The sequence below is a fragment of the Methylorubrum subtropicum genome (assembly GCF_038442325.1).
Lineage (GTDB): Bacteria > Pseudomonadota > Alphaproteobacteria > Rhizobiales > Beijerinckiaceae > Methylobacterium > Methylobacterium subtropicum.
Window position 1 is genome coordinate 125,856 of sequence record NZ_JBBXMW010000002.1, and the last position, 25,670, is coordinate 151,525.

A 25,670-nucleotide genomic window follows, 5' to 3' on the forward strand; every position below is an offset into this window, starting at 1 on the left:
TTACCCGCTGATCTGACGAAGTCGCCAGGATATGATGCCGGTATCGGTCTGACGACGGTCGCCGAAGCCGGTCGAAGACCCTGGCCTCGACCCGAAAGCGACTCTCGATCCACCGGAGTGGCGCGCTTCTAGACGGGGGCTCCCGAGGCGTCAATGCCCGCGGGGCATAAAGTTCGATGAAGAACCGCCGGTTTTCGCGGCCAAGCCGGCGCTTTTCTACTCTGCGGCGTCGGAAACGCGAAACGCCTCGATTCCCTGCCGCTCGGGATTGATCGCGGCGAGCGCCCGCTTGGCGGTCTCCAGCGGATGCTCCGATTCGATTCGCACCGAGGTCAGGTCCGGGCTCTTGTAGACCGTCACCACGGTGTCCATGACCTCGGTGAGCGTGGTGCGCTTGTCCTCCGGCGCCGCGATGAGGAGCTGCAGGCCCCAGCCGCCGAACAGATCGACCAGCGACTGGCTGTTGCGCACGTCGAGCTTGGAGAAGGCCTCGTCCAACAGGCACAGGCCGAGACCCGGCGCATCCTCGCCGGGGCGGTCGCCGGGATAGTAGGCCGAGGCCATGGAGGCGGCGATCGCCACGTAGAACGGCGCCTGCGCCTCGCCGCCCGAGCCGCGTAGGGCCCGGCTCGACAGGGTGGTGCGGTTGCCCGCGCGATCCCGCATGCCGATCTCGTAGACGAAGTAGTTGCGGTAATCGGCCAGCCGTGCGGCGTTCTCCTCGCCTTCGATGAGGGCCGTGATCTCGGCGAGCGCCGCCGCGAGATGGCCGCCCTCCCCTTGTGAATCGTCTCCTCCCGGCAGCACCGCCTGCGCGGCGTCGGGCGAGCGGGCGACTTCGGTGGCGAGCTGGTGGACGGCGGCGTAGCGGCGGTCCACCGCCGCCTCGAAGGCGTAGGTCTGGCCGGTGAAGGTCTGCGACGACAGGCGCTCGTTCAGCGCATCGAGGCGGGCCTGCATCCGCTCGAACTTGTCGGCGAGCCGCGTCAGCAGATCCTCGGTCATGAGGCGGCGCATCTCGGCCTCGGCGCGCAGCGACTGGTCGCGGTAGCGGCGCAGCTCGTGGCCCGCCACCTCGTCGCGGGCGCGCACCGCCCAGGCATAGCCGAACGAGGCCGGCGTTTCCCCTGAACCCAGCGGATTCTCGACGCGCCACGCGGCGCAGTATTCGGCGAGATCGCGCTCGGCGGCGCGGCCCTGATGGCGGGCGGTCTCGGTCGCCTCGCGGGCGGCGTTGCGAGCTTGCGACGCGAGGGAGGCCAACGCCTTGGCGTCGAGGTCGGCCCGATCCGCGCGGGCGCCCGCGATGCCGGCGAACACGCCCGTCGCGTCGGCCGGGGCCGGGCCGGCGAGACGGATGCGCACCGTGTCGCCCGACGACCAGCGCTTGACCGCCGCGCGATAGGCGGCAAGCGCCGTGCGGGCGGCCTCGCGGCCCTGGTTGAGGCGGGCCTTCAGTCCGGCTTCCTCGGCGAGCAGCGCGTCGCGCTTGGGCTCCAGCACCTGCACCAGTTCGGTGAGGTAGGCCGAGCGCTCTTTTGCCAACTCCTTCAGTTCCGCCTCGATCGCGCCGTTGTCGGCCTTGGCGACCGCCTCCTGCTCGGTCGTCAGCGTGCGGCGGCGGCCCTCGATGGCGTCGGCCTCGGCGCGCAGCGCCGCCACGTCCACGGGGGTCTCGGCGAGCCGCGCGCGGAGTTGGCCGGCGATGCGGGCGGCCTCGCGCATCACGTTGGCCTCGGAGCGCAAGGCTTTCGCCTCGATCTCCGCCTCTTCCAGCCGGCGGCGGGTGTCCTGGGTCGGCCCGCGCTGGCCGCGGGTCATCATCAGCGGCACCGGGCGCACCACCGAATAGGCCATGCCGGAGGTGGAGCGCCCGCTCGGCGCCACCGCCCGGCCCATGCGGGCGAGCGCCGCGTCGTCCGGGGCGAGATCGTAGCCGCCGAGGCGGGCGGCGAGAAACGCTTCGGCGTGCGGGCTGTCGGTTTCGATCAGGCCCATCGGCCCGTCGTCGATCCGCCGCGCGGCGCGCCGCGACGTGTCGGTGGTCTTCACCAAAAGGCAGCGGAAGAACTGGTTCTTCTTCGCGTCGAGAAGCGCGAACGCCCTATCGAGGCGGTCGGGCTCGACCACCAGGGCTTCACGGGCGCGGCCCAAGAGGCCTTCGAGGGCTGGGCCCCATTTGGGATCGACGATCTCGGCGAGTTCGCAGACAGGCACCGCCTCGATCCCGAGCCGGCTCAGTTCCTCGCGGAACGCCTCCGTATCGGCCGAGAGCCGCGCCGCGCTGTTGCGGCCGGACTGGACCTGGCCCGCGAGGCTGCGCACCTCGTTCTCGCGCTCGCGCGCCCGGTAGCCGAGGTCTTCGGCCGCACTCTCCAGGGGGAGCGTCACGTCGGGCATCTGCGCCAGCGCATCGAGGAGGCCCGCGAGGGGGCCGCCTGTCCGAAGAATTTCGTCGGGCGGGGCCTCGCGGCGGAGCCCCGAGCGGGCGCAGGCCTCGACGATGCGGACCGCATCGGGGGCGACCTTGCGCAGCGTCGCAGCGACGCCGGCCAGCCGCCCGGCCTCCTGCACGAGACCGACCACAGCCCCGAGCCGCACGGTCAGGTCGCGCCGGTCGCGGGCCAGCATGGCGAGGCCGGCGTTGGAGGCGGCGAGCCGCGCTTCCGCGGCGCTGCCCGACAGCATTGCCTTGCGGGCGGCGATCTCGGCATCGATCTCGCGCACGAAGCCCTGGCTGGTCGCCACGCTCTCGCGGGCGATGCGCAGGCGCTCCGTCACGTCGGCGAGCGCCGCGCGGGTGCCGGCCCAGTCGAGGACGCGGCGGCGGAGATCGGCGCCGGCCGCGCGTAGCTCGTCGAGGGCGGCGTTCAGGCTCGCCCGCGCCCATTCCTCGTAGCGCCCGCACAGGCGGGTGAGGTGAGAGAGCCGCTTCTCCAGCTCCTCGATGGTCTCCAGCAGGCGCCGCCACGTCTCGATCGATTGGCGGATGCGGGCCACATCCAGCGGCTCGGGCTCCAGCACGAAGGAGCGGACGAAGGCGCTGGTGTCGAAGATCGGCTTGAACGCGACCGCGTTGGAGAAGGTGCGCAGGAACTGGCGCGGATCGGGCACCGGCGCGCCCTCGCGGAGCGTCGCCAGCACGGCCGCGGTGAAGCGCTCGCCGGAGGTGCGGTATTCCTCGAACGTCTCGGAGCGGCGCCGCAGATCCGCGGCGATCTCGGCCCAGGGGGCGACGAAGCTGCCCTGGTCCGTCTCGCGCACGTAGTCGGCGACCTCGAAGCGGTGGCCCACCGCGACGAAGCGCGAGAGCGTCTCTTCCTTGGGCTCCTCGGCCCGCGCCGCGAGCGCGAGGCCCACGGTGACGATGCGCCCGCTGCCGGCATGCTCGAACACCAGCGCGATGACGGTCTCGCACGCCTCGCGGGTCGGGCGCCCGCCCTCGGCCGGGTCGCTGATCCAGCCGAGGCAATAGTCGCGCACGGTGCGGGCGGACCGGCCGGACGCCGAGGCGTTGAGGGCCAGCCGGCTGGCGTTGTTGCCGGCCAGCACCGTGCCGACCGCATCGAAGATCGTGGACTTGCCCGCCCCCGTGGGACCGACGAGCGCCGCCGCGCCCCGAATCCGGATCTGCTCGCGCCGGATGAGGTACCAGTTCGAGATCGCGATGTCGGTCAGGCGATACACGAGCGAAGCCGCCGGGTCCCGAGGTCTCTTGGGTCGAGCGGGGGGAATGGACGCTGGGGGGCTGGGGCGCAAGGGTGGGGGGGGGGCGGGCAGGGCTGCGGACGGGCTGCGATGGCAGTGAGGTGGGGAGGATTTCCCCACCGCCGTCATTCCGGGGCTCGCCGAAGGCGAGAACCCGGAATCCACGACTGGTCTCAGCGGGTTGCAGGGCGTCGCATCACGGGTGGATTCCGGGTTCCGCTGCGCGGCCCCGGAATGACGGCAGTGTCTTACATTCCGCCTTCGGCGACCGCTCTCACTCCTCGCCGCGCGCCAAGCCCCGCGCCATCAGCCCGTCGATGGCCGCCTCCACCTTCGCCCGTCCGGTGTGGTGGATCATGTGGCCCTGGCCGGGCAGGACGGTGAGGGTGCTGTCGGGCAGCACGCCGTGCAGGCGCATCGAATGGATGCGGTGATCGACGAGGCCGTCGGCGTCGCCGGTGAGGATCGCCACGGGCAGGGTGAGGCGGCCGTAGCCGGTCTGGAGCCGGGAGACGGTGGCGTTCATGGAGGCGGCGTCCTCGCTGACCGCGCGCAGTTGCGGCGGGGCGACCGCGATCTCGACGGGGAAGCGTTCGGAAAACTTCGCCGGCACGGCTTGCGGCCAGAACACCTTGCGGAACGATTGCTCGGCCAGCGCCCGGTTCACCCGGTCGGGCACGAGGGCGCGGGCGGCGTCGCCCAGACCCGGCATGGCGAGCGCGTTGGCGAGCCTCGCGTCGGCCCGATTCTCCGGAAAGTAGTAGCCGGAGAGCAGCACCAGACCGCGCAAGGGGCGGCGCGGCTCGGCCGCCATGGCGAGCGCCACGATGGTCCCCCAGGAATGGCCGACGATGAGCGGTCGCTCGACGTTCAGCGCGTCGAGCACGCGGTGGATCAGGGCGGCTTGCGCGGCGGCGGTCCAGATGCGGGCGCGGGGCCGCTCGGTGCGGCCGAAGCCCGGCCGGTCGAGGGCGATGACGCGGGTGCGCGCGGCCAGCCGGTCGATCAGGCCGCTGATCGCAAAGTCCTCCGCCATGGTGCCGTTGCCGTGGATCAGCACCACGGGCCGGCCGCGGCCCTTGACGATGACGTGGACCGGCAGGCCGTCGATGGTGACGAAGCGGCCCGCCGCCGCGCGTCGCACCGGCTTCGGTGCCGGCCGGCTCGCCTGCGCGACGGTGCGGCCGATCTCGCGGGCGGCGTCCTGCGCCACGTCGCGGACGATGTCCTTGGCGGTCTTGTCGGCCTGCCGCAGGGCCGCCTGCGTGGTCCGCGTCGCGGCCTTGAGGGTCTTCTTGACCTGCGCCGCCTGCCGCCGCTGAAGGCTGGCCATCCCGCGCTTGGACAGGAACGGGAACACGGCATCTCCTCGGCAATCGGCGCCCGGCTCCGGCCCTCCCTGCCACGAGGGCGGGCCGGAACCAAGGCGCCGTCAGGGGGCTGGGACGTGCGCCAGCCTTGCAAGCCACGCGCCCGCCGCCGCGAGGTCGGCCTGCGACAGGTTGTGGCCGGCCGGCTGGACCGTATGGGTCACGCTCGCCCCCGCCGCCTCCAGCCCGGCCGCGAGCCGGGCGGCGTTGTCGGCGGGCACGATCGGATCCATGGCGCCCGACAGCAGCAGCACCGGACGGCCGGCGAGGTCGGCGGGCGGCGGCGCCTTCAGCGGCACCATCGCCCGCAGCAGCACGGCGCCGGCCAGGGTCGCGGGATGCAGGAACAGGCTGGCGGCGGCGATGTTGGCGCCGTTCGAGAACCCGACCGCCACCGGCGCGCCGATCCCGTAGGCGTCCCGCGCCTGCGCGACGAACGCGGCCAGCTCGCCCGCGCGGCGCACGACGTCGGCCTCATCGAACACGCCCTCGGACAGGCGCCGGAAGAAGCGGGGCATCCCGTTCTCCAGCACCGGCCCGCGCGGCGACAGCAGCGCGGAGTTGGGCGAGAGGGCGCGGCCGAGCCCGATCAGGTCGTTCTCGTCGCCGCCGGTGCCGTGGAGCAGCAGCAGCGGCGGGGCGGCGGCGTCCGTGCCGGGCTCGAAGCGGTGCTGGAAGCCGGCGAGGGTTTTGAGGGTCGTCATGGTGGCCTCCGTGAGAATGCGTTGACGAAAGACGCGCCTCTCCTCCCCCTTGCGGGGAGGAGATGGAGGTGGGGGTCGGGCAGAAGGCACCTCAAGCGGTTCCTCCTGAACCACCCCCACCCCTAACCCCTCCCCACCCAGATCGGGCTTGCCCGATCTGGGCAGGTAAGGTGCGAATCTCGGGCAAGCCCGAGGTTCGTGGGGAGGGGAAGCGCTAGCGCTACGCCACCTTCGGCAGCACCGCCTCGATCCGCCCGCGATGCGGTTCGAGGAAGGCCGGGAGCTTGAGCGCCGTGCCGAGCGCGTCCGTGGGCTCGTCGATGGAAAAGCCCGGCGCGTCGGTGGCGATCTCGAACAGCACGCCGCCCGGCTCGCGGAAGTAGATCGAGCGGAAATACTGCCGGTCGCGCTGCTCGGTGACATCGAGGCCGTGGTCGCGGCGCAGCGCCTCGGCCATCGCCGCCTGCGCCGCGTCGTCCCTGGCCCGGAAGGCGATGTGGTGGACCGAGCCCGCTCCCTGGCGGCCGGGCAGGAAGTCGCCCACCGCCCGGATCGTCACGAAGCCGCCGAGCGCCGCGCTGCCCTTGAGCCGGACCGCGCTGCCCTCCTTGCCGACCTCTTCGAGCCCGAGCACGCCCGTCAGGATCGCCGCGGTCGGTCCCGCCTCGCGCAGCAGCAGGGTGACGCCGTGGAAGCCGCGGATCGCCTGCTCGGGGGCGATGTCGCCCGCCGCCCAAGCGGCTTCCGCCTCCGCGCCCTCGACGCCGACGAGCGCCAGCGGCATCCCGTCGGGATCGCGGAACCGCAGCACCGTCTCGCCGAACGCCGTGACCGGCGCCTCGTGGGCGACGTTCATGGCGACGAAGCGGTGGGTCCAGGCGCCGATCGACGCCTTGGGCACCCGGAACGCCGTCTCCGACACCTGACCGATGCCGACCCGACCGGGGGCGGCGTGCGCGATGGGGAAGAAGGTCAGGATCGTGCCGGGCGTGCCGGCCTCGTCGCCGAAATAGAGGTGGTAGGTGCCCGGATCGTCGAAGTTGACAGTCTTCTTGACGAGCCGCAGGCCGAGCACGCGGGTGTAGAACTCGACGGTGCGGGCGGTCGGGCCGGAGAAGGCCGTGACGTGGTGGAGGCCGTGCTCGGACATGGGGAAACTCCTGCTGAAGGATCGTGACCGATCCGCGTGAGCCCAATCTGGCCCTTGCCAAGCCGCGGTGAAACGGAAACGATCGAAACGCATCGTTTCGGATTTATCGCATGGCACGTCTTCCCGATTTCGAGGCCTGGGCGGTGTTCGCCGCTGTCGCCGAGGGCCTGTCCTTCTCCCGCGCGGCGGACGATCTCGGCCTGTCGAAAGCGACCGTCTCGAAGGCGGTGGCGCGGCTGGAGGCGCGGCTCGGCGCCCGGCTGTTCCACCGCACCTCGCGCCGCCTCGCGCTGACGGAAGCGGGCCGGGCCGCCCGCGAGGATGCCGCGGCGTTGCTCGCAGCGGGGGAAGCCGCGGAGGCCCGCGCGCTCGACGCCAACGGCGCGCCGCGGGGGCGGGTGCGGCTCGCAGCCCCCATGTCGTTCGGGGTCGCCCACGTGGCGCCGGTGCTGCCGGAGTTTCTAAAAGCCCACCCGGAGGTCTCGGTCGATCTGCACCTGTCCGACGCACAGGTCGATCTCGTCGGCGGCGGGTTCGATCTCGGCCTGCGGATCGCGGCGCTCGCCGATTCCTCGCTGCGGGTGCGGCGGCTCTGCGGGGTGCGCCGCTCGCTGGTGGCCACGCCGGAATACCTCGAACGCCACGGCCGGCCGGAGCATCCGGACGACCTCAAGCGCCACGCCTGCCTCGGCTACGCCTACCTGCCGACGCCCGACCGCTGGCACTTTTTCGATGCCGCCGGCGCCACCGCCTCGGTCGCGCCGGAGGGGCCGCTGCGCGCCAACAACGCCGACGCGCTGGCGCCCGCGCTCCGGGCCGGGCTCGGCCTCGCGGTGCAGCCGGACTTCACGGTGTGGGACGACCTGCGCACCGGCCGCCTGGAGCGGGTGATGCCGGGCTGGCAGCCGCCGCCGATCGCGCTGAACCTCGTGATGCCGCCGGGCCTGCCGCGGCCGGCGCGGGTGAGCGCGCTGATCGCCTATCTGGAGCGCGCCTTCGCGGCGGTGCCGTGGGCGCAGGAGGTGCCGGTCTCCCCTCCCCCGTCCCGCGACGCCGCGCCGGGATGAGGGCGGCCCTCACTCGGCCGCGCAGTTCGCCTCGTACAGAACCTTCGCCCGCTGCATCGCCTTGAAGTCGGCGGGGCTGCCGGAGCTGCGCAGCTCCGGCCCCTCGGGCAGGCGCGCGAGGACGTTTTCGGCGAGGTCGGCGACGAAGGGCCGGGGGCCGGCATGGGCGCCCATGCGGTTGCGGACATCCACCGTCCCGCACACGGCCCCGTCCCGCCCTCTTCGCAGGCCGGCGATGCGGGCCTCCGGATCGCGGAACTGGCGACCGACCAGCACGAGGATCGTGCTCGCCGCCGCCGGCCCGATGACGGCATCCGTGCCGTCGACGACGGATTGCGCGCGCGCCGCCGGGGCAGCCGCGAGGAGCAGGACGGCCGCGAGGAACCCGCGCATCTCAGCCCGCCTTCGCCAAGACTTCGATGTCGCGGTCCATGCCGCTCTCGACCTTGAACTCGCGGGTGTAGACCTGCCCGTCGTGGCGGGCGATCAGCACGTAGTCGCCCTCGGCCAGCGTCACGGACGGGAAGGCGCCGATCGCCTCGCGGATGGTGTCGCCGCCCGGCGTCAGCACGCTGAAGGCGGTGCCGGCGAAGGCCTCGGTGCCCGGTGCCGCGACGAGCTTCAGGGTCACGGTCGCGGCGCGGTGGTTGAGGGTGGCGTCGGTGATCTTGCCGGTCTCGACCTTGAGATCGGCCCGCTGGATCGCGTTCGATTCGCCGTAATTCGAGACCACGTGATAGATGCCCTCGGGCAGACGCACGATCTCGCCGGCCTTGATGCCGCTGCGCACGAGCCGGCCTTCCGAGTTGGTGCCGGCGGGCACGAACACCGAGAAGGCGAGCTGATTCGGCGCGATCTTCATGTCGCCGATGGCGCCCGAGAGCTTGAGCGCGCCCGCCGCCACCTTGAGCTGCTCGCTCACCGGCTGGCCCGAGAGCGTCACCCGCTTCGAGGCGCTGGCATAGCCGTAGGTCACGGTCGCGACGTAGGCGCCCGCGGGCAGCTTCAGGGTCGGGGCCGGCTCGTTCGAGCGGGCGACGATGACGGGGCGCCCGGTCTCGCCCTTGTCCTCGAAGATGCGCCAGCTCAAGCCGGAGCGCACCGGCTGGTTGGCGCCGACGAAGCTCGCCGAGAGCGAGAGATCCGATTCCGCCTCCGGCACCGGCGGCGGCAGCATCGGCGCGGTGATGCCGGGGGACGGCAGGCCGGGGCCGAACGGGTCCTGCGCCTGCGCGGTGAACGGCGTCAGGCCGAGAAGGAGCGTCGCGATCCGGCAGCCGCGTCCCATCGTCCCGTTCTCCCGCACGAAGCCCCCGAATGTGCCGCGGCTCTTGAAACCCGACCGTGGCGGCGGCAAGGCCAGATCAGTTTCAGACCGAGCCCGCGGATTGTCCATGACCTCCCTCGCGACGCACGACATGCTGCGCACCCGCCGCTCGGTGGCGCCGATCAACCTCGACGGCCCCGGCCCCTCGGCGGAGGAACTCGACGCCTGGCTCGCCATCGCCTCGCGGGTGCCCGACCACGGCAAGCTCGCCCCCTGGCGCTTCCTCGTGATCGAGGGCGAGGCGCGCCACCGCCTCGGCGACGTGATCGCGAACACCCACGCGGCGGATTTCCCCGACGCCGACGCCAAGCGCCTCGAACTGGAACGCCAGCGCCTCGCCCACGCGCCGCTCGTCGTCGCGGTCGTCTCCCGCGCCGGCCCCCACGCAAAAATTCCGGAATGGGAGCAGGTGCTGTCGGCGGGTGCGGTGTGCATGAACTTCGTGGTGGCGGCCAACGCCGCTGGCTACGCCACCGCGTGGCTGACCGAGTGGTTCGCCTACGACCGGCGCGTGCTCGACGCGCTGGGGCTGGAACCGTCCGAGCGGATCGCCGGCTTCATCCATGTCGGGCGCCCGCGCGAAGTGCCCTCTGACCGGCCGCGGCCGGAGCTGGCGCAGATCGTCACCCGGCTCTGAAGGGTTTTTCCGATGTACTACGAGGCGGATAACCCGAGCCTGCCGCACAACCCGCTCAAGGCCATCGTCGCCCCGCGCCCGATCGGCTGGATCAGCGCCATGGACGCACAGGGCCGGGTGAACCTCTCGCCCTACTCGTTCTTCAACGCGGTGGGGGGCGAGCCCGACATGGTGATGTTCTCCTCGGTCGGCCGCAAGGACGCGATCACCTTCGCGGAAGAGGGCGGCGAGTTCGTCTGCAGCCTCGCGACCTTCGATCTGCGCGAGGCCGTCAACGCCACTTCGGCGCCGCTGCCGCGGGGCGAGAGCGAGTTCGGCTTCGCCGGCCTCACCCCCGCGCCGTCGCGCAAGGTGCGCCCGCCGCGGGTAGCGGAATCGCCCGCCGCGCTCGAATGCAAGTGGCTCCAGACCGTGCCGCTGGTGCCGTTGAGCGGGGCCGAGCCCAAGTGCTTCCTCGTGATCGGGCAGGTGGTCTCGCTCTACATCGACGACCGCTTCGTGCGCGACGGGCGCGTCGACACGGGGGCGATGCGCCCGATCCTGCGCGGCGGCTATTTCGACTACTTCACCGCCGAGCCCGAGACCCGGTTCGAGCTGCGCCGGCCGAAGGGCGGGGGCGGCTGAAACGTCAGCCGACAATTTTCAGCGTGCTCTCGACGCGGGCGATCCAGGCGCGCACGCCCGGATACGGCGCGAGGTCGAACCCGCCCTCGTGGGCGAGCCGAGTGTAGGCGACGAGCGCCACGTCGGCGAGGCTGAGCGCCGCCCCGACGAGGAACGGCTGCGCAGCCAGCGCTCCCTCCATCAGCGTGAGCGCCGCGTGACCGCGCTCGGACAGCTTCGGATCGATCTCGGCCTCGGACCTGCCGAGATAGAGCCGCTGGAACCGGCGCACGGCGATGTAGGGCTCGTGGCTGTACTGCTCCCAGAACAGCCATTGCAACATCTTCGCCTGCGCGAAGTCGTCGGCCGGGATCAGCGCCGAGCCGCGGGCGAGATAGCCGATGATCGCGTTCGACTCGGACAGCGCCCGCCCGTCCTCCAGCACCAGCGTCGGCACGCGCCCATCCGGGTTGAGGGCCAGGAAATCGGGCGTGCGGGTCTCGCCTTTGAGGATATCGACCTCGCGCCAATCGAGTCCGAGCCCGAGATGGGCCGCGACCCAAGCGACCTTGAGGCAGTTTCCGGATTTGCGGTCGCCGTAGACGGTGAGCATCGAAGAGCCTCGGTTGCGCGAGGCCTCAGCTGAACCGCCGCGCCGGGCCGTGGCAACACCGGATCTTTATCGGCCCGGAACGATCGCGCGACCGAGAGACGCCGGCTTCCGCGTCCGGTGCCGCTCCGTCACGGCGATGCGGCCGAGAGCGCCGCCGGATCGCGGGTGATCAGCAATCCGAACCCGTCCCGGCGCGCGCCCGCGATTTCGTCCGGCCTAAGCGTCGCAAAGGCTGTCACCCCCGCCGCCGCCGCGGCGAGGCGGACCAGGGCGCGCGCTTGGGCCAGCGTCTCTCCCGCCGCCTCGGCTGCGAGAGCCCCTGCCAGCGCCGCCTCGTCGAGCCCGAGCCCGTCGAACCGCGGGCTCGCGCCGACGAAACTGCGCGCCTCCAGCACCCCGAGGGGATCGCGAATCTCCGCGAGGATGCGCAACCGCCCGTCCGGCCAGCCGCGTTCGGCCTCGTGCACCGCGAGCCGGGCGCCGAGCGCCGCCACGTCGCGGCCGGTGCGGGCGGCGAGCAGCACCGCGTCCGGCCTCTCCGCGGGCAGCGGCGCGCCGGCGCCGTCGAGGGCGAGGATGAGGCGCGTCGGCTCGATCCGGTCCCGAAGACCCGGCGGAAGCGGGCCCTCGATCACCCACGCGTCCACCCGGTCCGCAAGGCGGACCGCTTCCTCGGCCCGGCCGCGGAGGGCGAGGCGGGGTGTGCGGGAGCGGGCGTCACAAGCTGCGGGGATCATTCAACGTTTCTTTACCATGCCGAGCGGAAAGTCCCGTTTCGGAGGATCGATCGCCGATCCTCGCGGGCCGCGTCATGTTCCTGTTCACCAATGCTCCCGTTGGCACGCGCGAGACCGGCCCCGCCGTCTCGTCGGCGCGCCCGGCCAACGGCGAGGTGATCGCGGCGATCCGCGACGGGGCGGAGACCAGCGGCGTCGGCTTCGAATACCTGCTCGCTACGGCGCAGCGCGAATCGAGCCTCAACCCCACCGCCAAGGCCGGCACCTCGACGGCGACCGGTCTGTTCCAGTTCATCGAGCAGACCTGGCTCGGCGTGATGAAGAACGCAGGGACCAAGCTCGGGCTCGGCTCCTACGCCGACGCCATCACGGCGCGTTCCGACGGCACCTACACGGTCTCCGATCCGGCGACGCGCCAAGCCATCCTGGATCTGCGCCGCGACCCGAAGGTGTCGGCGACGATGGCCGGGGCCCTGACCCAGCGCAACCGCGACGCCCTCGGCACCGCGCTCGGGCGCGAGCCCACCTCCGGCGACCTCTACGCCGCCCATGTGCTCGGCGCGCGGGGCGCCACCACGCTGATCAACTCGGCCCAAGGGAGCCCGGCGCGTTCCGCCGCCCTCGACCTGCCGGAGGCGGCCGCCGCCAACCGCAGCCTGTTCTACGACCGGGTCGGGCGCCCGCGCTCGTCCTCGGAACTCTACGCGCTGCTCTCGACCGCGACGGCGAGCGCGCCGACCCCCGTCGCGACGGGGGCTTCCGAGCCGCCCACGGCTTACGCCTCGCTGGAGGGCGGCATCCGCTCGCTGTTCCAGACCGACCGGCGCCAGGGCGCGATCTCGGAGGGCGTGGCCAAGATCTGGCAGGGCCGCGCGAACGGCACCGAGGCGGCCCGGCCCGCGCCGACCTATTTCCCGCGCTCCGATTCCTCGGACGACGTCACCCACACGGCCTCGATCCCGGACGCAGGCGGCGATGCCGTGCTCTCGACCCCGATCGTCGTGCCGCTGCCGCCGCGCCGCCCGGCTGGGCTCGGAACGGTGGCACCTTCGGGCGCGGAGCCGGCCGCCGCCGCGGCGCTCCCGTCCAAAAAAATCTTCTTCGACCTGTCCTCCTACAACCTTCGGAACGGCTCATGATCCTCCGCCAGTTCCTCACCCTGACGCAGCACGCTTCGGCCGAGCGGCGGGCCGAGGCCGCGGGCACCCTGGCGCAAGCCACTCTCGACGGCAGCCTCGGGCCCGACGCCGCCTGGGAGGCCAAGACCGCGCTGCTGGCGCTGCTCGACGATCCGGCGCTCGCCGTGCGCCGTGCGCTGGCCGAGGCCTGCGCCGATTCGGCCGGGGCGCCGCGACCGCTCGTGGTGGCGCTCGCCTCCGACCATCCCGAGATCGCCTGCCTCGTGCTGGCCCGCTCGCCCGTGCTGATGGATGCCGACCTCGTCGATTGCGTCGCCATCGGCTGCGAGGCGGCGCGCTCGGCGGTCGCGTCCCGGCCCGACCTGTCGAAGCCGGTCGCCGCCGCGCTCGCCGAAGTCGCGGGCCTGCCCTCGCTGACGGCGCTCGCCAAGAACCCGCGCGCCTCGATCGGCACCGCCGCCTTCCTGCGCATGGTCGAGCGCCACGGCGCGGACCCGGAGCTGCGCCGCGCGTTGCTGGCCCGGCACGACCTCGCCATCGAGGTACGCCACGCCGTGGTCGCGCTGCTCGCCGAACAGCTCGCCCGCGCCGGCCAGGACGAGGGCTGGATGAATTCCGAGCGCGGCGCCCGCGTCGCCCGCGAGGCCCGCGATGCAGCGGCCCTGGCGCTCGGCGACGAGTCCGGCGAGACCGGGCTCGCCCGGCTCATCGCGCATCTGCGGGTGCAGGAGCAGCTCACCGCCGGGCTGATCCTGCGGGCGATCCTGTCGCTGCGCCTGCCCTTCGCGGAAACCGCGCTCGCCGAACTCAGCGGCCTCAGCCGCGCCCGCGTCGCCGGGCTGATGTTCGAGCCGCACAGCGCCGGCTTCATCGCGCTCCACCGCCGGGCAGGGCTCCCCGCCCTGCTGCTGCCGGGCATCCAGGCGGCGCTGACCGTCTGGCGCGAGGCCGCCGACGGCCGCGGCGGCCCGAGCGGCCCGCGGCTCGCCCGCTCGATGATCGAGGCGGCGCTGACGGCCTGCGAGACCCTGCCCTTCACCGAGGCCCGCGGACTGGTGGCGCTCCTGTCCCGCTTCGAGGCCGAGGCGGCGCGCGACGAGGCGCGCCTGTTCGCGCAGACGCAGATCGAGGCCCACGCCCGCGACGAGGCCGCCCATCTTCTCGCCGCGCCCGAGGCGCTCGCCGAGACCGACGATTGGGCCGAGGTTCTGGCCGATGTTTCGGAAGAACGCGAAGTCCCGGCGCTGCCGGAGGTGATCGAGCTGCCCGCACCGGAGGCCGTGACCGAGCCGACGGCCGCCGAACCGATGGCCGCCGAATCGATCCTGGCCGAACTGCGCCTGTCCGAGCCGGAGCCGAGCGCGTCCGGGCCCGCCCTGCCGGATGCCGCCGCCGCGTGGCCGCTGGCGCCGCGGCCGGAGGAGCGCCTGGGCGCGCCGGTCGCCGCCGCGGCACCATCCGCGCTCACCGCCGCGGCGACCGAGACGCTGCTCGCCGGCCTCACGGAAGCCCTGATGGAGAGCGTGCTCTCCGTCCGCCCAGGCCCGCAGGCGGTTCCTGAAGTCCGGCCGGAGCCGAAGCCCACGGCCCGCCCGCGCGAGATCGCGCTGGCCGTCGCCGCCGGGATGATCCCGCAGGATCTCGTCCTCAGCTACCGCGCCGACCGCCGCCGCGAGCGGCTGGCGGCCTGAGTCGCGAGACATCAAGCCGCGAGATCGCGCACCCGCCGCAGGTCGGCGACGAAGGCGTGGTAGGCCTCCTCCTTGGCCTCGTCGGGCAGGCGCAGCAGGTAGGACGGGTGCACCGTGATGAACCCGCCGAACGGGCGGTCGAACGCCGCCGGCCCGCGGGCGCGGGTGATCGGGATCTGCTTGCCGGTCAGCGCCAGCACCGCGGTGGCGCCGAGCGCCACGACGAGCTTGGGGGCGACGAAATCCAGCTCCCGGTCGAGCCACCAGCGGTAATGGCTGACCTCGCCGGCCGTGGGCTTCTCGTGGATGCGGCGCTTGCCGCGCAACGTGAACTTGAAGTGCTTGACGGCATTGGTGAGGTAGGCGCCTGAGCGCTCGATCCCGGCCTCTTCCAGCGCGCGGGACAGCAACTGCCCCGCCGGCCCGACGAAGGGGCGGCCCTGCCGGTCCTCCTGATCGCCGGGCTGCTCGCCGACGAAGGCGATGGCCGCGCCCAGCGGGCCCTCGCCCAGTACGGCCTGGGTGGCACCCGGCACCAGCGGCTCCGAGCGGGCGATGACGGCGTTCAGCGCCTCCAGCGACTCCGGCTCGTCCCGCGCCATCCGCTCCACCGCCCGGACGGGATCGCGCTTCTCCGGCATCGTCGGCGCCTTCTCGATCATCGCTTGCGCGCGGGCGCCCGCGGCCCGCACCAGGGCGGGAATCGCCGCGGTCTCCGGCATGTTCCGCCAGTACTTGCGGGGCATCTCGGCGCGCATCGCGTCGAGGTTCAGCCGGGCCGGGTTGAAGGTGCTCTCGTAATAGTCGCGCCAGCCCGCCTCGAACCCGTCGCCCTCCGGCGCGTCCTCGCGGCGGCCCGGCGGGCCGAAGCTCAGCGCCCCGTCCCAGTGGGCGGAGCCCTCCGGCGTCAGGATCGACCAGCGAAGATTGCGGAAGCGATCGACGAAGAACGGGGCCGCCGCCGCCAGGATGTAATGGTCGGGCTCGAACCACGCGACGTAGCGCTCGGGCTCGTCCGGCACCCGGCGGAAGCGCAGGAAGGCGTGCATCTTGTGGAGGTCGCGCCCGATACCCTTGCGCATCCGGTGGAGCCGGTGGACCAGCGGATCGCTCGCCACCTCCATCAGGGCGCGCTCGCCGTGCAGCACGCGCCAGATCAGGGCGTAGAGCAGGCCGTAGCGCTCGGGATCGCGGTGGGGGACGACCATCGGGATCAGGTCTGTGACCGGGCGCGGGAGCGCCAGCGGCGGGGCCTCCGCGGGGGCGGTGTCGGAGCCGAACAGGCTCAGCGCCTCGGTCTGCCAGACGATGGCCTCGGGCGGGACGTTCGCGGCGACGAGGCGGCGGGCGGCGGCACGGAAGCCGGGCAGGTCGGCGCCGGGCGAGAGGGTGGCGACATGGATGCCGCCGGATTTCCCTCCCCCCTCTGCGGGGGAGGGTGCCCGCGGAGCGGGCGGGAGAGGGGAACCACGGTCCCGCTTAGCCGCCTTCGACGGGAAATCTCCGGAAGCGTCGCTCCCCTCTTCCGACCCCCTCCGGGGGCCACCCTCCCCCGCGGAGGGGGGAGGGTTTTTCGCGGGGGCGCCCATCAGAACAGACTCAACTGTTCCGCCGGCTCCGCCAGCTTCGCCCGCAGGTCCAACCGATCCGTGAGGGTCGTCGGCCGAAAGTCCTCGGCGATGAGGAAGGGCCGCGCCCGCTTCAGCCCCGAGGTCAGCCGCGCCACGTCGTCGAGGCGCAGGCGCGAATGGCGGCGCGCCTTGACGATGGCGTCGACCGCCCGCGCCCCGAGTCCCGGCACCCGCAGCAGCATGGTCCTGTCGGCGCGGTTCACGTCGACGGGGAAGAGATGGCGGTTCTTGAGCGCCCAGGCGAGCTTGGGATCGATGTCGAGGGCGAACATGCCGCCATCCGCCGCGTTCGCCACGTCGTCGGGGGAGAACTCGTAGTACCGGATCAGCCAGTCGGCCTGATACAGCCGGTGCTCGCGCCGCAACGGCGGGGCCTGCGGCGGCAGGGCGGAGGACGCGTCGGGGATCGGACTGAAGGCCGAGTAGTAGACCCGGCGCAGGCCGTAACTTCCATACAGAAGCGCGCTCTTGCGGATCAGCGCCTCGTCGGTCGTGGCATCCGCGCCGACGATCACCTGGGTCGATTGCCCGGCGGGCGAGAAGCGGCGCTTCTCCTCCTTGGCCTGCGCGATGCGCTCGCCGATCTGCCCCATCGCGCCCTCGATCGCCGCCCCGTCCTTCTCGGGTGCGAGGCGGATCAGGCTCTCTTCGGTCGGCAGTTCGAGGTTGATCGACAGGCGGTCGGCGTAGAGCCCGGCCTCCTCGATCAGCCAGGGGCTCGCCTCGGGGATCGACTTGAGATGGATGTAGCCGCGAAACCCGTGCTCGCGCCGCAGCTTCTTGGCGACGCGGGTCAGCATCTCCATCGTGTAGTCGGGCGAGCGGATGATGCCGGACGAGAGAAACAGCCCCTCGATGTAGTTGCGCTTGTAGAACTCGACCGTGAGCGTCACCACCTCCTCCACCGAGAAGCGGGCGCGCGCCACGTTCGAGGAGCGCCGGTTGACGCAATAGGCGCAGTCGAACAGGCAGTAATTCGTCAGCAGGATCTTGAGCAACGAGACGCAGCGCCCGTCCGGCGTATAGGCGTGGCAGATGCCGGCCCCCGTGGTCGAGCCGAGGCCGTCCGCGCCGGCCTTGCGCTTGGGTGCGCCGGACGACGCGCACGACGCGTCGTACTTGGCGGCGTCCGCGAGGATGCGCAGCTTGCGCGCGAGTTTCTCGTCCATCGAACGGAAGATGAACGCGCCCGCGTGCGGATCAATGCGGCGCGTTGCCTTTCACACCGGAAAACCGGTTTTCGCGCTCCGGTTCCGGTGGGGCCCCGAGCGGGTTAGCGACCCGAGGCCGCCCACGCGGCGCGGGACTGCCGGTAATCCTCGAGGATGCCCTCCAGACCGGTGGCGGCGAAGTTCTTCTTCGAAAGCAGGAATTGCGGGTATTGCGCCGCGGCGACCTCCTCCAGGCGCGCGGCGAACGGCTTCTCGACCGGTCGCGCCTTGGTCCGCTTCCAGCAGACGACGAGGTTGGGATCCTCGGCGGGGATGCGCAACTCGATCGACGGGAAGAACGTCTCGATCAGGTAGAGCAGCTTGAACACGTCGCCGGTCCAGCCGGTATAGGTGCCCTCGGCGAGGGGCCGCACCTTGACCCAGAGATCGAGATGCAGCGCCTCGACCCAGTTGCTCGGCCGGATGTCGTCGATGAAAATCACGGCGTCGTGCTTGGTGAAGTTCAGGACGTTGGTGAAGTCGCGCAGCGTCTGCTCGACCGTGTGCAGCCCATCGATGAAGGCGACATCGAACGGCCGGCCGATCTCGACCGCGTCGGTGAAGTATCGGTCCGACGGCATGCGGAAGAGCTCGAAGTCCTCGCCGAGGAAGGAATCGTCCTCGAAGCGTGGATAGGGCATGACGCCGACCCGCCAGTCGGCCTGAATTGCCTTGAAGGTGTGACCTTCCTCGACGCCGATTTCCAGATACCGCGGCTGGTCGAACAGAGACACGAAACGATTGATCAGTTCGGGCCGCCGCATGTGTCCCCGCCAGCACTCACGCCGAATCGCGATTGTGCCGGGTGGTACGAAACCGCCCCCCTCAAGGCAAGGGCGCCGGGGACGGTCGAGCACCGTCGGTCGTCGCCGCGTGGCGGGGCCCGATCCATGATCCGGCCCCGCCCATCCGTCGGGTCAGCCCTGGGACAGCGTCTTGTCGAGCGTGATCTCGGCGTTCAGGAGCTTCGAGATCGGGCAGCCCTTCTCGGCGTTGCCGGCCAGCTCGTCGAACTTCGCCTGATCGATGCCGGGGATCACGGCCTTGAGGGTGAGGGCCGACTTCGTCACCTTGAAGCCGTCGCCGTCCTGCACCAGCGTCACCACTGCCTTGGTGTCGAGCGAGGTCGCCGTGAGGCCCGCCGACTGGAGCTGGAAGGCGAGCGCCATGGTGAAGCAGCCCGCATGTGCGGCGGCGATCAGCTCTTCCGGGTTGGTGCCGGGCTCGTTCTCGAAGCGGGTGTTGAAGCCGTAGGGATTGTTCGAGAGCACGCCCGACTGGGTCGTGATCTGACCCTTGCCGGTCTTGCCGTCGCCTTCCCAGTGGGCGCTCGCGTGGCGGTCGGTCATGCTGTCTCGTCCTCGAATTCGGGTGCGGGCGATTCCCGCGTCGGGGGCGAGGTGGGGCGAGACGCCCGGAAGTCGAGGAATTTTTGCTTCACGTCTCGTCCGGTGAATCGTCGGCTTCCGCTTCGAGGACGGCGCGGGCCAGCGCGTAGGGGAAGCCGGCCCGCGCCATGGCGGCGAGGTCGCGCTCGCGGTTCGCCGCCCGCGCGCCCGGCGGGCGGTGGGGGCCGAGGCGGCGGCGGCGGGCGTAAGCGAGCGCTGCCTGCCGCTCGGTGTCGGCTTCTTCCCCAGCATCCTCGCGCTCGTCGGTCATGGCGGACGCGATCGTGTCGGCGTCGATGCCCTTCTCGGACAGCTTGGCCCGCGCCTGCCGGGTCGAGGCGCCGCGGCGGCGCAGGGTCGCGAGGCGGGCGGCGGCAAAGCGCGCGTCGTCGATCAGCCCGGCGCGCTGGGCACGCGCCACCGTCTCGGCGATCAGCCCGGCATGGGCGTCGGACGCCTCGTCGCGGGAGCGGCAGCGCCGGTCCACCCGCCGGGCCAGCACCCGGCGCAGCATCTCGGAGGAGGCGCCGTAGCGGTCGAGGTAATGCAGGGCCACGCGCTCCAGCCACGCGGCGGTGACGGGCGGCTCGGGTCTTGCCTGTCCTGCGGGGCTTGCCTCCCGCCCACCCGTCTGCGGCCCCTCGCCACGACGATCGCGTGAACCCTTCGTCGGGATCATCCGTTCTTCACGGTCCTGCCTTGGTTGTCGTCCCATGCTTGTCGGATGGATCGCTCTGGAATGCGAGGGCTCGGCTTGCGGGCGGCGGCCGTCCTGATGCGGCGAGAGTGGCTGTTCGTGCTGCTCGCCCTGGGTCTGGCGGCGCTCGCCGGCCTCGTCGTCACCCTATCCCGCCCCACCGTGCTGACCGTCGCCGTCGGCCCCCGCGACGGCGTCGAGGCCGCGCTGGTCGAGGCTTATGCCAAGGCGCTGGTACGCAACCACGAGGACGTGCGGCTGCAGGTCACGCCCTATGCGGACGTTCGCGACAGCGCGCTTGCCCTGCAGAAGAACCGCGCGGACCTCGCCGTGGTTCGCCCCGACGTGCTCCTGCCCGACAACGGGCTGACACTGGCCATCCTGCACGACGAGGCGCTGATCGTCGCAGCACCCGAATCGGCCGAGATCGAGAGCTTTTCCGATCTCTCGACGCGCCGCCTCGGCGTGGTGGTGCGCCACGACGCCGACCTGCCGTTTGTGACGAACCTCCTCGACTTCTACGACTTCAAGCCGGCGAGCGAGGCCGAGATGGCGGGAAGCGAGCCGCTCGGGGCCGGCCGCGTCGGGCTGGTGCCGCTGAAGGCCGGCGAGGTGACGCAGGCGCTGGAGGCCAAGCGGGTCGATGCGGTGGCCGTCATCGCGAGCCCCACGGCCAAGGCGACGCTCGGGATGCTGCGGGCGGTCGAGGGCGCCTCGCCCGAGCGCAAGATCGCCTTCGTCGGCGTGCCGGACGGCAAGGCGATCACCCAGCGCCTGCCCGAACTCCAGACCATGACGCTGAATGCCGGCACCTTCGGCGGACGCCCCAAGCGCCCGGAGGAGGATGTCGAGACGGTCGGCGTGTCCTACCGCCTGATGGCACGGGGCTCGGTCAGCCGCGTCGCGGTGGCGTCGGTGGTGCAGCACCTGTTCGAGTGGCGCTCGCGGCTCGCCGCGGTCGCCCCCGTCGCCAACGCGATGAAGCCGCCGGACTACGACACCACGGTCACGGCCACCAGCGCGCGCCTGCCCAACCATCCCGGCGCGGTCGATTATTTCGAGCGCGAGCAGCAGACGTTCCTCGACCGCTACGAGGACTGGATCTACCTCCTGGCTTTCTTCGGCGGCACGATCGGCTCAGGGGTCGCGTGGCTCGGCCAGCGGCTCGCCCGCAAGCGGCGCGAGCGCATCGACGTGGTGCTCGACCGCCTCCTCGACATCCTGGCCGAGGCCCGCGACGCCCGCGAGGTGGCGCAACTCGACGCCCTGACCCGCGAGACCGACGCCCTGATCGCCGACGTGGTCCGCCACGCCCGCGAGCGTACCATCGACGGCCGGATGATCTCGGCCCTGATCCTCGCCATCGACGCGGTCAACGGCGCGCTCGACGACGGGCGCCGCGTACTCGATCCGGGGGCGGATGTGGGGGGCGGGCGCTCGCGCACGGCGCGGTTGCTGTCGCTGAGTTTGCCCGCGGCGGAGTAGTCGCCCTTCGCTTCACGCCTCCGCGGCGAACGCGGGCCGGTCCTCGCCGAAGGCAAAACCGTTCCGCCCGCGCCGCTTGGCGGCGTAGAGCGCGCGGTCGGCTGCCGCGATCAGGTCCGCCGCCGGGATCGCCGCGCCCTCGGGCCGGCGCGCGACGCCGATGCTGATCGTGGCGATGCCGGGGCCGTCGGCGCGGGCCGGATGGACGATGGCGAGCGCCTCGACCGCCTTGCCGAGTTGGCGGGCGCAGCGCGCGAGCGCCAGTTCGCTCGCGCCGTCCCGGATGAGGACAGTGAATTCCTCGCCGCCGAAGCGGGCGCAGAAGGCGTCGTGGCGCCGGGCGAAGTCCGCGAAGGTTTCGGCGATGCGCCGCAGGCAGTCGTCGCCCGCCGGGTGGCCCAGCGCGTCGTTGTAGAGCTTGAAGTGATCGATATCGATCATCATCAGCGCCATCGCGTCGGGGCGCGACAGCCACGTCTCCAGCGTCTCCGCGAGGTGGCGGCGGTTCGGCAGGCCGGTCAGGGCGTCGGTGTGCGACAGGTTCTCGAACTCGCGCCGGGCGGCGTCGGCGCTCCGGGCCTCGAGGCTGGCATCGAGCGTCGCGATGTAGTCGCGGCAGCGCCGCCGCTCGATCACGTGGTTGGCGTAGAGGCTGAAGATGCAGGCGGTGGCGAACTGCACCGCGAAGGCGATCTGGAGCGCCGGCGCGAGGTCGGCCTTCGTGGCGACGGCGAGCAGGGTGATGGCGAGCGCGCTTCCCGTGAACACGACCGCGTGGCGGAAGCGCAGGGCCAGCAGCATGTCGGCGAAGACGATCGTCAGGGACAGCTCGCCGAAGGTGAACAGCCCGAGCGGATCCTGCGTCAGCCAGAACAGGGAGACCGGGATCAGGTAGGCGTTGAGGATGCCCGCGAGCACCAAGCGCTCGGTCCAGAGCGGGCTCGTGCGACCGATCACCCAGGCGAGGCCGAGGGAGACCGGGGTGACGAGCCCGACGCGGAGCGCCACCGACAGCCACAGCACATCCGGCAGGAGGACGAGGCTGGTGAAGTTATAGATGTTGTAGAGCGCGATTCCGACGAGGATCGCCGCGCGCAGCTCCGCCCTCCGCCGCCCGGCATGCTCGGCGTCGTAGCGGTCCTGGATGGGGGGAGCCAGGCGCAGCCAACGGTCGAGCAGCGGTTTCCCGCCGAGATCGTAGGTGCGCCGGACCGTCGGGGCCGGCATCGTCGTATTCCCTCGCGACGGAGGGAGCCTGCGCCGAACCTTCTAACGTTTGTTTATTCGATTCCGTCGAACCGGCGGCATCGATCCGGCGAATTCGCTCGGCTCCCCATGCGGATGCAGCGGGCGGCCTACCCCACCCCGACCGGGTGTTTCACCACGAAGGGCGTGCGCATCGTCACCAGCTCCTCGCCGAGCGTCGGATGGACCGCGATGGTGCGGTCGAAATCGGCCTTGGTGGCCCCCATGGTGACAGCGATGCCGACCGCCTGGATGATCTCGCCCGCATCCGGCCCCATCACGTGGACGCCGACCACGCGGTCGCCCGCGCGCTCGACCAAAACCTTTATGATGACGCGCTCGTTGCGGCCCGACAGCGTCGCCTTCATCGGGCGGAAAGCGGCCTTGTAGACGTCGATGTCCTCGTAGCATTCCCGCGCCACGTCCTCGTTGTGGCCGATCACGCCGATCTCGGGCGTCGAGAACACCGCGGTGGCGATCAGGCGGTGATCGACGCACCAGGGTTTTTGGCCGAACACCGTGTCGGCGAAGGCGTGGCCCTCGCGGATGGCGATGGGGGTGAGGGCTGCCCGCCCCGTCACGTCGCCAACGGCGTAGATCGAGGGCACGGTCGTGCGCGAATCCGCTTCCACCGGAATCGCGCCGCGGGCATCGAGGGTGATGCCGACCTTGTCGAGGCCCAGGCCCTCGACGTTGGGGCGCCGGCCGGTCGCGACCAGCACGCAATCGACGTCGAGGGTCTCGCCGTCGCTCAGCGTCGCCCGGATGGCGCCCCCGGAGCGGTCCAGCCGCTCGACGGTGCGGCCGAGGCGCAGGTCCATCCGCTCGGCATAGGCCTCGCCGAGCGCGGTGGCGATCTCGGGATCGAAGCCGCGCAGCAGCGTCTTGCCGCGGTGGAGCAGGGTCGTCTTGGTGCCGAGCGCGGCGAAGACGCCCGCGAACTCGACCGCGATGTAGCCGCCGCCGACCACGAGGATGCGCGCGGGCTGAGTCTCCAGATCGAACACGCCGTTCGAGTCGATGGCGAGTTCCGCGCCGGGGATCAGCGGCTCGTGGACAGGGCTGGCGCCGACCGCGATCAGGATGAATTTCGCCCGCACGGTGCGATCCGAACCGAGGAGGCGCACCGTGTGCGGGTCCTCGATGACGGCCCGCTCCGCCACCACCTCGACGCCGGAGCCGGCGAGGTTGCGGCCGTAGATGCCTTCCAGCCGCGCCACCTCGGCATCGCGCGAAGCCTTCAGCGCGGCCCAGTCGAAGCGCGGCGCCTCAAGGTGCCAGCCAAAGCCCGCGGCATCCGCGAACTCGTCGGCGAAGCGCCCGGCATAGACCATCAGCTTCTTGGGCACGCAGCCGCGGATCACGCAGGTGCCGCCGACGCGGTACTCCTCCGCCAGCATCACCCGAGCGCCGTGGCCGGCGGCGATCCGCGCCGCCCGCACGCCGCCGGAGCCGCCGCCGATCACGAACAGGTCGACGTCGAAGCTGTCGCTCATGGGATTCTCACTCGTTCGGTGTCGGCGGTGCGCAGCCATGTCAGGGCGGCGCCCAGGCCCGCGGTCCACCAAGCCTGCCACGCCCCGTGCTCGACGAACATGATGGCCACCGCCGCGCCGAGAAGCCCGAGCGCCGTCGCGAACAGGCCGCGCGGCAGGCTGGCGGCCGCCCTTAGTCCCAGGAACGCCGCCCACGCTGCCAGAACCGCGCCGACGAGGCCGAGTTCGGCCCAGATCTGGAGGAAGCTGTTGTGGGGGTGGCCCACTGCCAGCATCGTGCGCATCTCCGGTGCGAGGCCGGCCGCCGCTGGAACCTCGGCGAAGCGAAGGCCCGTGCCGTAGCCGGAGCCGATCAGCGGCGCCTCCGCCACCGCCGCCCCGAAGCTCTGGGCGATGGCGACGCGGGCGCGCGACGAACTCTGCACCAGCCGCTCGTGCGCCGCCTCCGGCATGAAATGGACGAGGATGTCGCCCTCGATCGGCGCCAGGGCGAAGGCGAGGAAGACGATGAGGGCCGCGCCCGCGAGGACGAGGCGCCTGGGGGCGAACCACGCCACGGCGAAGAGCCCGGCGCCGGCCAGCATCCCCATCGCGGCCGCGCCGCTGATCGAGCGCAGCACCGCGAAGGCCGTGACGGCCAGCAGCGCGAAGGCAGCGAGCCGCCGTCCGCGCAGGGCCAGCAGGGCGGCAAGCGGCCCGGCGAGCAGCACGGCGGTCAGCAGCGGCCGGTTGAACATGAACAGGGCCACCCGCTGCCCCAGCGCCTGCTGCAGGGCGAGGTCGGCGGCCAGACTGCCGGCGACGAACAGGCAGGCGGCGGCCAGCCCCGCGGCGGCGAGCGCCGGCCCCCAATCCGGCATCCGCCCCGGCGCGAGGCGGATCAGCAGATAGGCTGGCAGCAGGGCGAGGACAAACTCGGAAAGAACCCGCGCGGACAGGCCGGGGAACGGGCTCCAGGCGAAGGCCGCGAGGCACCATGCCAGGAAGGCGAGCCCCGCGATCCCGAGCGGCGCGGCGAGCGGGCGAAGGACGAGGCGCAGCGCCCCCGCGCCGTGCTCGGCGACGGTGCCGGAGAGGAACAGCAGCGCGGCGATGCCGGCCACCAGCGGGCTCGACCGGTTGGCGAGCGCCATGATCACCGGCATCAGCGCCAGCGCGACCGTTCCGGCAGCGTCGAGGCGCGCCGCGCTAGCGAACGTCACTGGAGCGAGTGGCCGCGCTTGCCCATCTCGGCGCGGGTGCGGACCATGATGTATTCCGAGACCTCCTGGGTCCAGTCCTGCATGGCGCCGACCATGTCGTCGAGGATCTGCGGCTGGGTCTCGACGTAGCGCTTGCCCGCGGGCGAGCGGAAGAAGGTGATGATCTCCTTCAGCTCGGCCTCGCTCAGGCGCTTGGCGTAGATGCGCGCGGCGATCTCGATCAGCCGGTTCTTCTGCAGCGTCATCTCGGGTTCGAGGCTCTTGAGCACCTCGTCGAGATCCTTGCCGAGATCGGGCCGGGTGACCGCGTTCTTGCGGATCTGGTCGGCCATGGTCGGAATGATCGAATCGAACGAGCGGCTCATGCCCGAGCCCAGCATCACCTCGCGGGCGAGCGCGAGGTGGGAGGGCGTCAGCTCCGGCTCGGCCGGGGGCTGCGGCGCGGGCGTGCCAGGCTTGGCGGTCGGCTTCTGCGCGGGGGCCGGGGGCTTGGCGGCCTGAGCGAGGGCGGCCTGGGGGGCGGCCAGGACGAGGGCCGCCAGGACGGCGAAACGGGGCAGCATGCGCAA

Annotated in this window: 23 protein-coding genes; 6 read left to right on the top strand and 17 right to left on the bottom strand. The window is 72.1% G+C overall.

The window, feature by feature from the left end; translation table 11 throughout:
- Positions 1–216 precede the first annotated feature (216 nt).
- The 4 genes from AAHG03_RS03420 to AAHG03_RS03435 form a co-directional block, all read right to left on the bottom strand.
- On the bottom strand, positions 217–3,687 hold the full coding sequence (locus AAHG03_RS03420) for an SbcC/MukB-like Walker B domain-containing protein (protein WP_342148779.1): 3,471 nt from the start codon (positions 3,685–3,687) through the stop codon (positions 217–219).
- A 295-nt stretch (positions 3,688–3,982) separates the two neighbouring features.
- Positions 3,983–5,041, bottom strand: coding sequence for an alpha/beta fold hydrolase (locus tag AAHG03_RS03425; RefSeq protein WP_342148781.1), 1,059 nt, complete (start codon positions 5,039–5,041; stop codon positions 3,983–3,985).
- 99 nt (positions 5,042–5,140) lie between these two features.
- Entirely contained in the window at positions 5,141–5,782 is a 642-nt protein-coding gene (locus tag AAHG03_RS03430) for an alpha/beta hydrolase (protein ID WP_342148782.1), read from the bottom strand.
- A 220-nt stretch (positions 5,783–6,002) separates the two neighbouring features.
- Positions 6,003–6,932 carry a ring-cleaving dioxygenase gene (locus AAHG03_RS03435; RefSeq protein ID WP_342148784.1) on the bottom strand — a complete coding sequence of 310 codons (930 nt, stop codon included), beginning with the start codon at positions 6,930–6,932 and terminating at the stop codon, positions 6,003–6,005.
- A gap of 110 nt (positions 6,933–7,042) precedes the next feature.
- Here AAHG03_RS03435 and AAHG03_RS03440 point away from each other — a divergent pair, with 110 nt between their 5' ends.
- Positions 7,043–7,999 (top strand): LysR family transcriptional regulator, encoded by a 957-nt coding sequence (locus AAHG03_RS03440; RefSeq protein ID WP_342148786.1) that lies wholly within the window; start codon positions 7,043–7,045, stop codon positions 7,997–7,999.
- 9 nt (positions 8,000–8,008) lie between these two features.
- On the opposite strand, the gene AAHG03_RS03445 is transcribed toward AAHG03_RS03440, so the two are convergent.
- Entirely contained in the window at positions 8,009–8,392 is a 384-nt protein-coding gene (locus AAHG03_RS03445; RefSeq protein WP_342148787.1) for a hypothetical protein, read from the bottom strand.
- A gap of 1 nt (position 8,393) precedes the next feature.
- On the bottom strand, positions 8,394–9,287 hold the full coding sequence (locus AAHG03_RS03450) for a hypothetical protein (RefSeq protein ID WP_342148789.1): 894 nt from the start codon (positions 9,285–9,287) through the stop codon (positions 8,394–8,396).
- A 106-nt stretch (positions 9,288–9,393) separates the two neighbouring features.
- Between AAHG03_RS03450 and AAHG03_RS03455 the strand changes: the two genes are divergently transcribed.
- Together AAHG03_RS03455 and AAHG03_RS03460 are read left to right on the top strand one after the other, a co-directional pair.
- On the top strand, positions 9,394–9,963 hold the full coding sequence (locus AAHG03_RS03455) for a nitroreductase family protein (protein ID WP_342148791.1): 570 nt from the start codon (positions 9,394–9,396) through the stop codon (positions 9,961–9,963).
- Between the two features lie 12 nt (positions 9,964–9,975).
- Positions 9,976–10,587, top strand: coding sequence for a flavin reductase family protein (locus AAHG03_RS03460; protein ID WP_342148792.1), 612 nt, complete (start codon positions 9,976–9,978; stop codon positions 10,585–10,587).
- 4 nt (positions 10,588–10,591) lie between these two features.
- Here the strand turns inward: AAHG03_RS03460 and AAHG03_RS03465 are convergent, their stop codons facing one another.
- Together AAHG03_RS03465 and AAHG03_RS03470 are read right to left on the bottom strand one after the other, a co-directional pair.
- Entirely contained in the window at positions 10,592–11,179 is a 588-nt protein-coding gene (locus tag AAHG03_RS03465) for a glutathione S-transferase family protein (protein WP_342148793.1), read from the bottom strand.
- A 128-nt stretch (positions 11,180–11,307) separates the two neighbouring features.
- Positions 11,308–11,916, bottom strand: a complete 609-nt coding sequence (locus AAHG03_RS03470; protein WP_342148794.1) for an aldolase — start codon at positions 11,914–11,916, stop codon at positions 11,308–11,310.
- A gap of 74 nt (positions 11,917–11,990) precedes the next feature.
- Here AAHG03_RS03470 and AAHG03_RS03475 point away from each other — a divergent pair, with 74 nt between their 5' ends.
- Together AAHG03_RS03475 and AAHG03_RS03480 are read left to right on the top strand one after the other, a co-directional pair.
- Positions 11,991–13,055: a transglycosylase SLT domain-containing protein gene (locus tag AAHG03_RS03475; RefSeq protein ID WP_342148796.1), complete on the top strand. Its 1,065-nt coding sequence runs from the start codon at positions 11,991–11,993 to the stop codon at positions 13,053–13,055.
- Positions 13,052–14,746 (top strand): DUF2336 domain-containing protein, encoded by a 1,695-nt coding sequence (locus AAHG03_RS03480; protein ID WP_342148797.1) that lies wholly within the window; start codon positions 13,052–13,054, stop codon positions 14,744–14,746. The genes AAHG03_RS03475 and AAHG03_RS03480 overlap by 4 nt, the downstream gene beginning before the upstream one ends.
- 11 nt (positions 14,747–14,757) lie before the next feature.
- Here AAHG03_RS03480 and AAHG03_RS03485 read toward each other — a convergent pair whose 3' ends face one another.
- The 5 genes from AAHG03_RS03485 to AAHG03_RS03505 all read right to left on the bottom strand — a co-directional run bounded on the left by AAHG03_RS03485 (position 14,758) and on the right by AAHG03_RS03505 (position 19,490).
- A complete protein-coding gene (locus tag AAHG03_RS03485) occupies positions 14,758–16,335 on the bottom strand; it encodes a UdgX family uracil-DNA binding protein (RefSeq protein WP_342148798.1) in 1,578 nt (525 codons plus the stop codon).
- Positions 16,335–17,546: a putative DNA modification/repair radical SAM protein gene (locus AAHG03_RS03490; RefSeq protein WP_342148800.1), complete on the bottom strand. Its 1,212-nt coding sequence runs from the start codon at positions 17,544–17,546 to the stop codon at positions 16,335–16,337. Before AAHG03_RS03490 ends, AAHG03_RS03485 begins: the two co-directional genes overlap by 1 nt.
- Before the next feature lie 104 nt (positions 17,547–17,650).
- A complete protein-coding gene (locus AAHG03_RS03495; protein ID WP_342148801.1) occupies positions 17,651–18,322 on the bottom strand; it encodes a class I SAM-dependent methyltransferase in 672 nt (223 codons plus the stop codon).
- Between the two features lie 183 nt (positions 18,323–18,505).
- On the bottom strand, positions 18,506–18,937 hold the full coding sequence (locus AAHG03_RS03500) for an OsmC family protein (RefSeq protein ID WP_342148803.1): 432 nt from the start codon (positions 18,935–18,937) through the stop codon (positions 18,506–18,508).
- 88 nt (positions 18,938–19,025) lie between these two features.
- Positions 19,026–19,490, bottom strand: coding sequence for a RecX family transcriptional regulator (locus AAHG03_RS03505; protein WP_342149191.1), 465 nt, complete (start codon positions 19,488–19,490; stop codon positions 19,026–19,028).
- 261 nt (positions 19,491–19,751) lie between these two features.
- Here AAHG03_RS03505 and AAHG03_RS03510 point away from each other — a divergent pair, with 261 nt between their 5' ends.
- Entirely contained in the window at positions 19,752–21,158 is a 1,407-nt protein-coding gene (locus AAHG03_RS03510) for a TAXI family TRAP transporter solute-binding subunit (protein WP_342149193.1), read from the top strand.
- Between the two features lie 12 nt (positions 21,159–21,170).
- Here AAHG03_RS03510 and AAHG03_RS03515 read toward each other — a convergent pair whose 3' ends face one another.
- The 4 genes from AAHG03_RS03515 to AAHG03_RS03530 all read right to left on the bottom strand — a co-directional run bounded on the left by AAHG03_RS03515 (position 21,171) and on the right by AAHG03_RS03530 (position 25,664).
- The gene (locus tag AAHG03_RS03515; RefSeq protein WP_342148804.1) at positions 21,171–22,385 is read right to left on the bottom strand and encodes a GGDEF domain-containing protein; all 1,215 of its coding nucleotides are present in this window, start codon (positions 22,383–22,385) and stop codon (positions 21,171–21,173) included.
- Between the two features lie 128 nt (positions 22,386–22,513).
- Complete coding sequence (gene gorA / locus AAHG03_RS03520; protein WP_342148805.1) at positions 22,514–23,899, bottom strand: glutathione-disulfide reductase; 1,386 nt, start codon at positions 23,897–23,899, stop codon at positions 22,514–22,516.
- Positions 23,896–25,044 carry an O-antigen ligase family protein gene (locus tag AAHG03_RS03525; protein ID WP_342149194.1) on the bottom strand — a complete coding sequence of 383 codons (1,149 nt, stop codon included), beginning with the start codon at positions 25,042–25,044 and terminating at the stop codon, positions 23,896–23,898. The genes gorA and AAHG03_RS03525 overlap by 4 nt, the downstream gene beginning before the upstream one ends.
- 53 nt (positions 25,045–25,097) lie before the next feature.
- A complete protein-coding gene (locus tag AAHG03_RS03530) occupies positions 25,098–25,664 on the bottom strand; it encodes a DUF2059 domain-containing protein (RefSeq protein WP_342148807.1) in 567 nt (188 codons plus the stop codon).
- Between the last annotated feature and the right edge of the window lie 6 nt (positions 25,665–25,670).

Excerpts from the sequence above, each read along its gene's own strand:
- AAHG03_RS03425 (WP_342148781.1), bottom strand. The coding sequence starts at position 5,041 with ATGGCCAGCCTTCAGCGGCGGCAGGCGGCGCAGGTCAAGAAGACCCTC.
- AAHG03_RS03430 (WP_342148782.1), bottom strand. The coding sequence starts at position 5,782 with ATGACGACCCTCAAAACCCTCGCCGGCTTCCAGCACCGCTTCGAGCCC.
- AAHG03_RS03435 (WP_342148784.1), bottom strand. The coding sequence starts at position 6,932 with ATGTCCGAGCACGGCCTCCACCACGTCACGGCCTTCTCCGGCCCGACC.
- AAHG03_RS03440 (WP_342148786.1), top strand. The coding sequence starts at position 7,043 with ATGGCACGTCTTCCCGATTTCGAGGCCTGGGCGGTGTTCGCCGCTGTC.
- AAHG03_RS03445 (WP_342148787.1), bottom strand. The coding sequence starts at position 8,392 with ATGCGCGGGTTCCTCGCGGCCGTCCTGCTCCTCGCGGCTGCCCCGGCG.
- AAHG03_RS03450 (WP_342148789.1), bottom strand. The coding sequence starts at position 9,287 with ATGGGACGCGGCTGCCGGATCGCGACGCTCCTTCTCGGCCTGACGCCG.
- AAHG03_RS03455 (WP_342148791.1), top strand. The coding sequence starts at position 9,394 with ATGACCTCCCTCGCGACGCACGACATGCTGCGCACCCGCCGCTCGGTG.
- AAHG03_RS03460 (WP_342148792.1), top strand. The coding sequence starts at position 9,976 with ATGTACTACGAGGCGGATAACCCGAGCCTGCCGCACAACCCGCTCAAG.
- AAHG03_RS03465 (WP_342148793.1), bottom strand. The coding sequence starts at position 11,179 with ATGCTCACCGTCTACGGCGACCGCAAATCCGGAAACTGCCTCAAGGTC.
- AAHG03_RS03470 (WP_342148794.1), bottom strand. The coding sequence starts at position 11,916 with ATGATCCCCGCAGCTTGTGACGCCCGCTCCCGCACACCCCGCCTCGCC.
- AAHG03_RS03475 (WP_342148796.1), top strand. The coding sequence starts at position 11,991 with ATGTTCCTGTTCACCAATGCTCCCGTTGGCACGCGCGAGACCGGCCCC.
- AAHG03_RS03480 (WP_342148797.1), top strand. The coding sequence starts at position 13,052 with ATGATCCTCCGCCAGTTCCTCACCCTGACGCAGCACGCTTCGGCCGAG.
- AAHG03_RS03485 (WP_342148798.1), bottom strand. The coding sequence starts at position 16,335 with ATGGGCGCCCCCGCGAAAAACCCTCCCCCCTCCGCGGGGGAGGGTGGC.
- AAHG03_RS03490 (WP_342148800.1), bottom strand. The coding sequence starts at position 17,546 with ATGGACGAGAAACTCGCGCGCAAGCTGCGCATCCTCGCGGACGCCGCC.
- AAHG03_RS03500 (WP_342148803.1), bottom strand. The coding sequence starts at position 18,937 with ATGACCGACCGCCACGCGAGCGCCCACTGGGAAGGCGACGGCAAGACC.
- AAHG03_RS03505 (WP_342149191.1), bottom strand. The coding sequence starts at position 19,490 with ATGCTGCGCCGGGTGCTGGCCCGGCGGGTGGACCGGCGCTGCCGCTCC.
- AAHG03_RS03510 (WP_342149193.1), top strand. The coding sequence starts at position 19,752 with ATGCGGCGAGAGTGGCTGTTCGTGCTGCTCGCCCTGGGTCTGGCGGCG.
- AAHG03_RS03515 (WP_342148804.1), bottom strand. The coding sequence starts at position 22,385 with ATGCCGGCCCCGACGGTCCGGCGCACCTACGATCTCGGCGGGAAACCG.
- gorA (WP_342148805.1), bottom strand. The coding sequence starts at position 23,899 with ATGAGCGACAGCTTCGACGTCGACCTGTTCGTGATCGGCGGCGGCTCC.
- AAHG03_RS03525 (WP_342149194.1), bottom strand. The coding sequence starts at position 25,044 with ATGCCGGTGATCATGGCGCTCGCCAACCGGTCGAGCCCGCTGGTGGCC.
- AAHG03_RS03530 (WP_342148807.1), bottom strand. The coding sequence starts at position 25,664 with ATGCTGCCCCGTTTCGCCGTCCTGGCGGCCCTCGTCCTGGCCGCCCCC.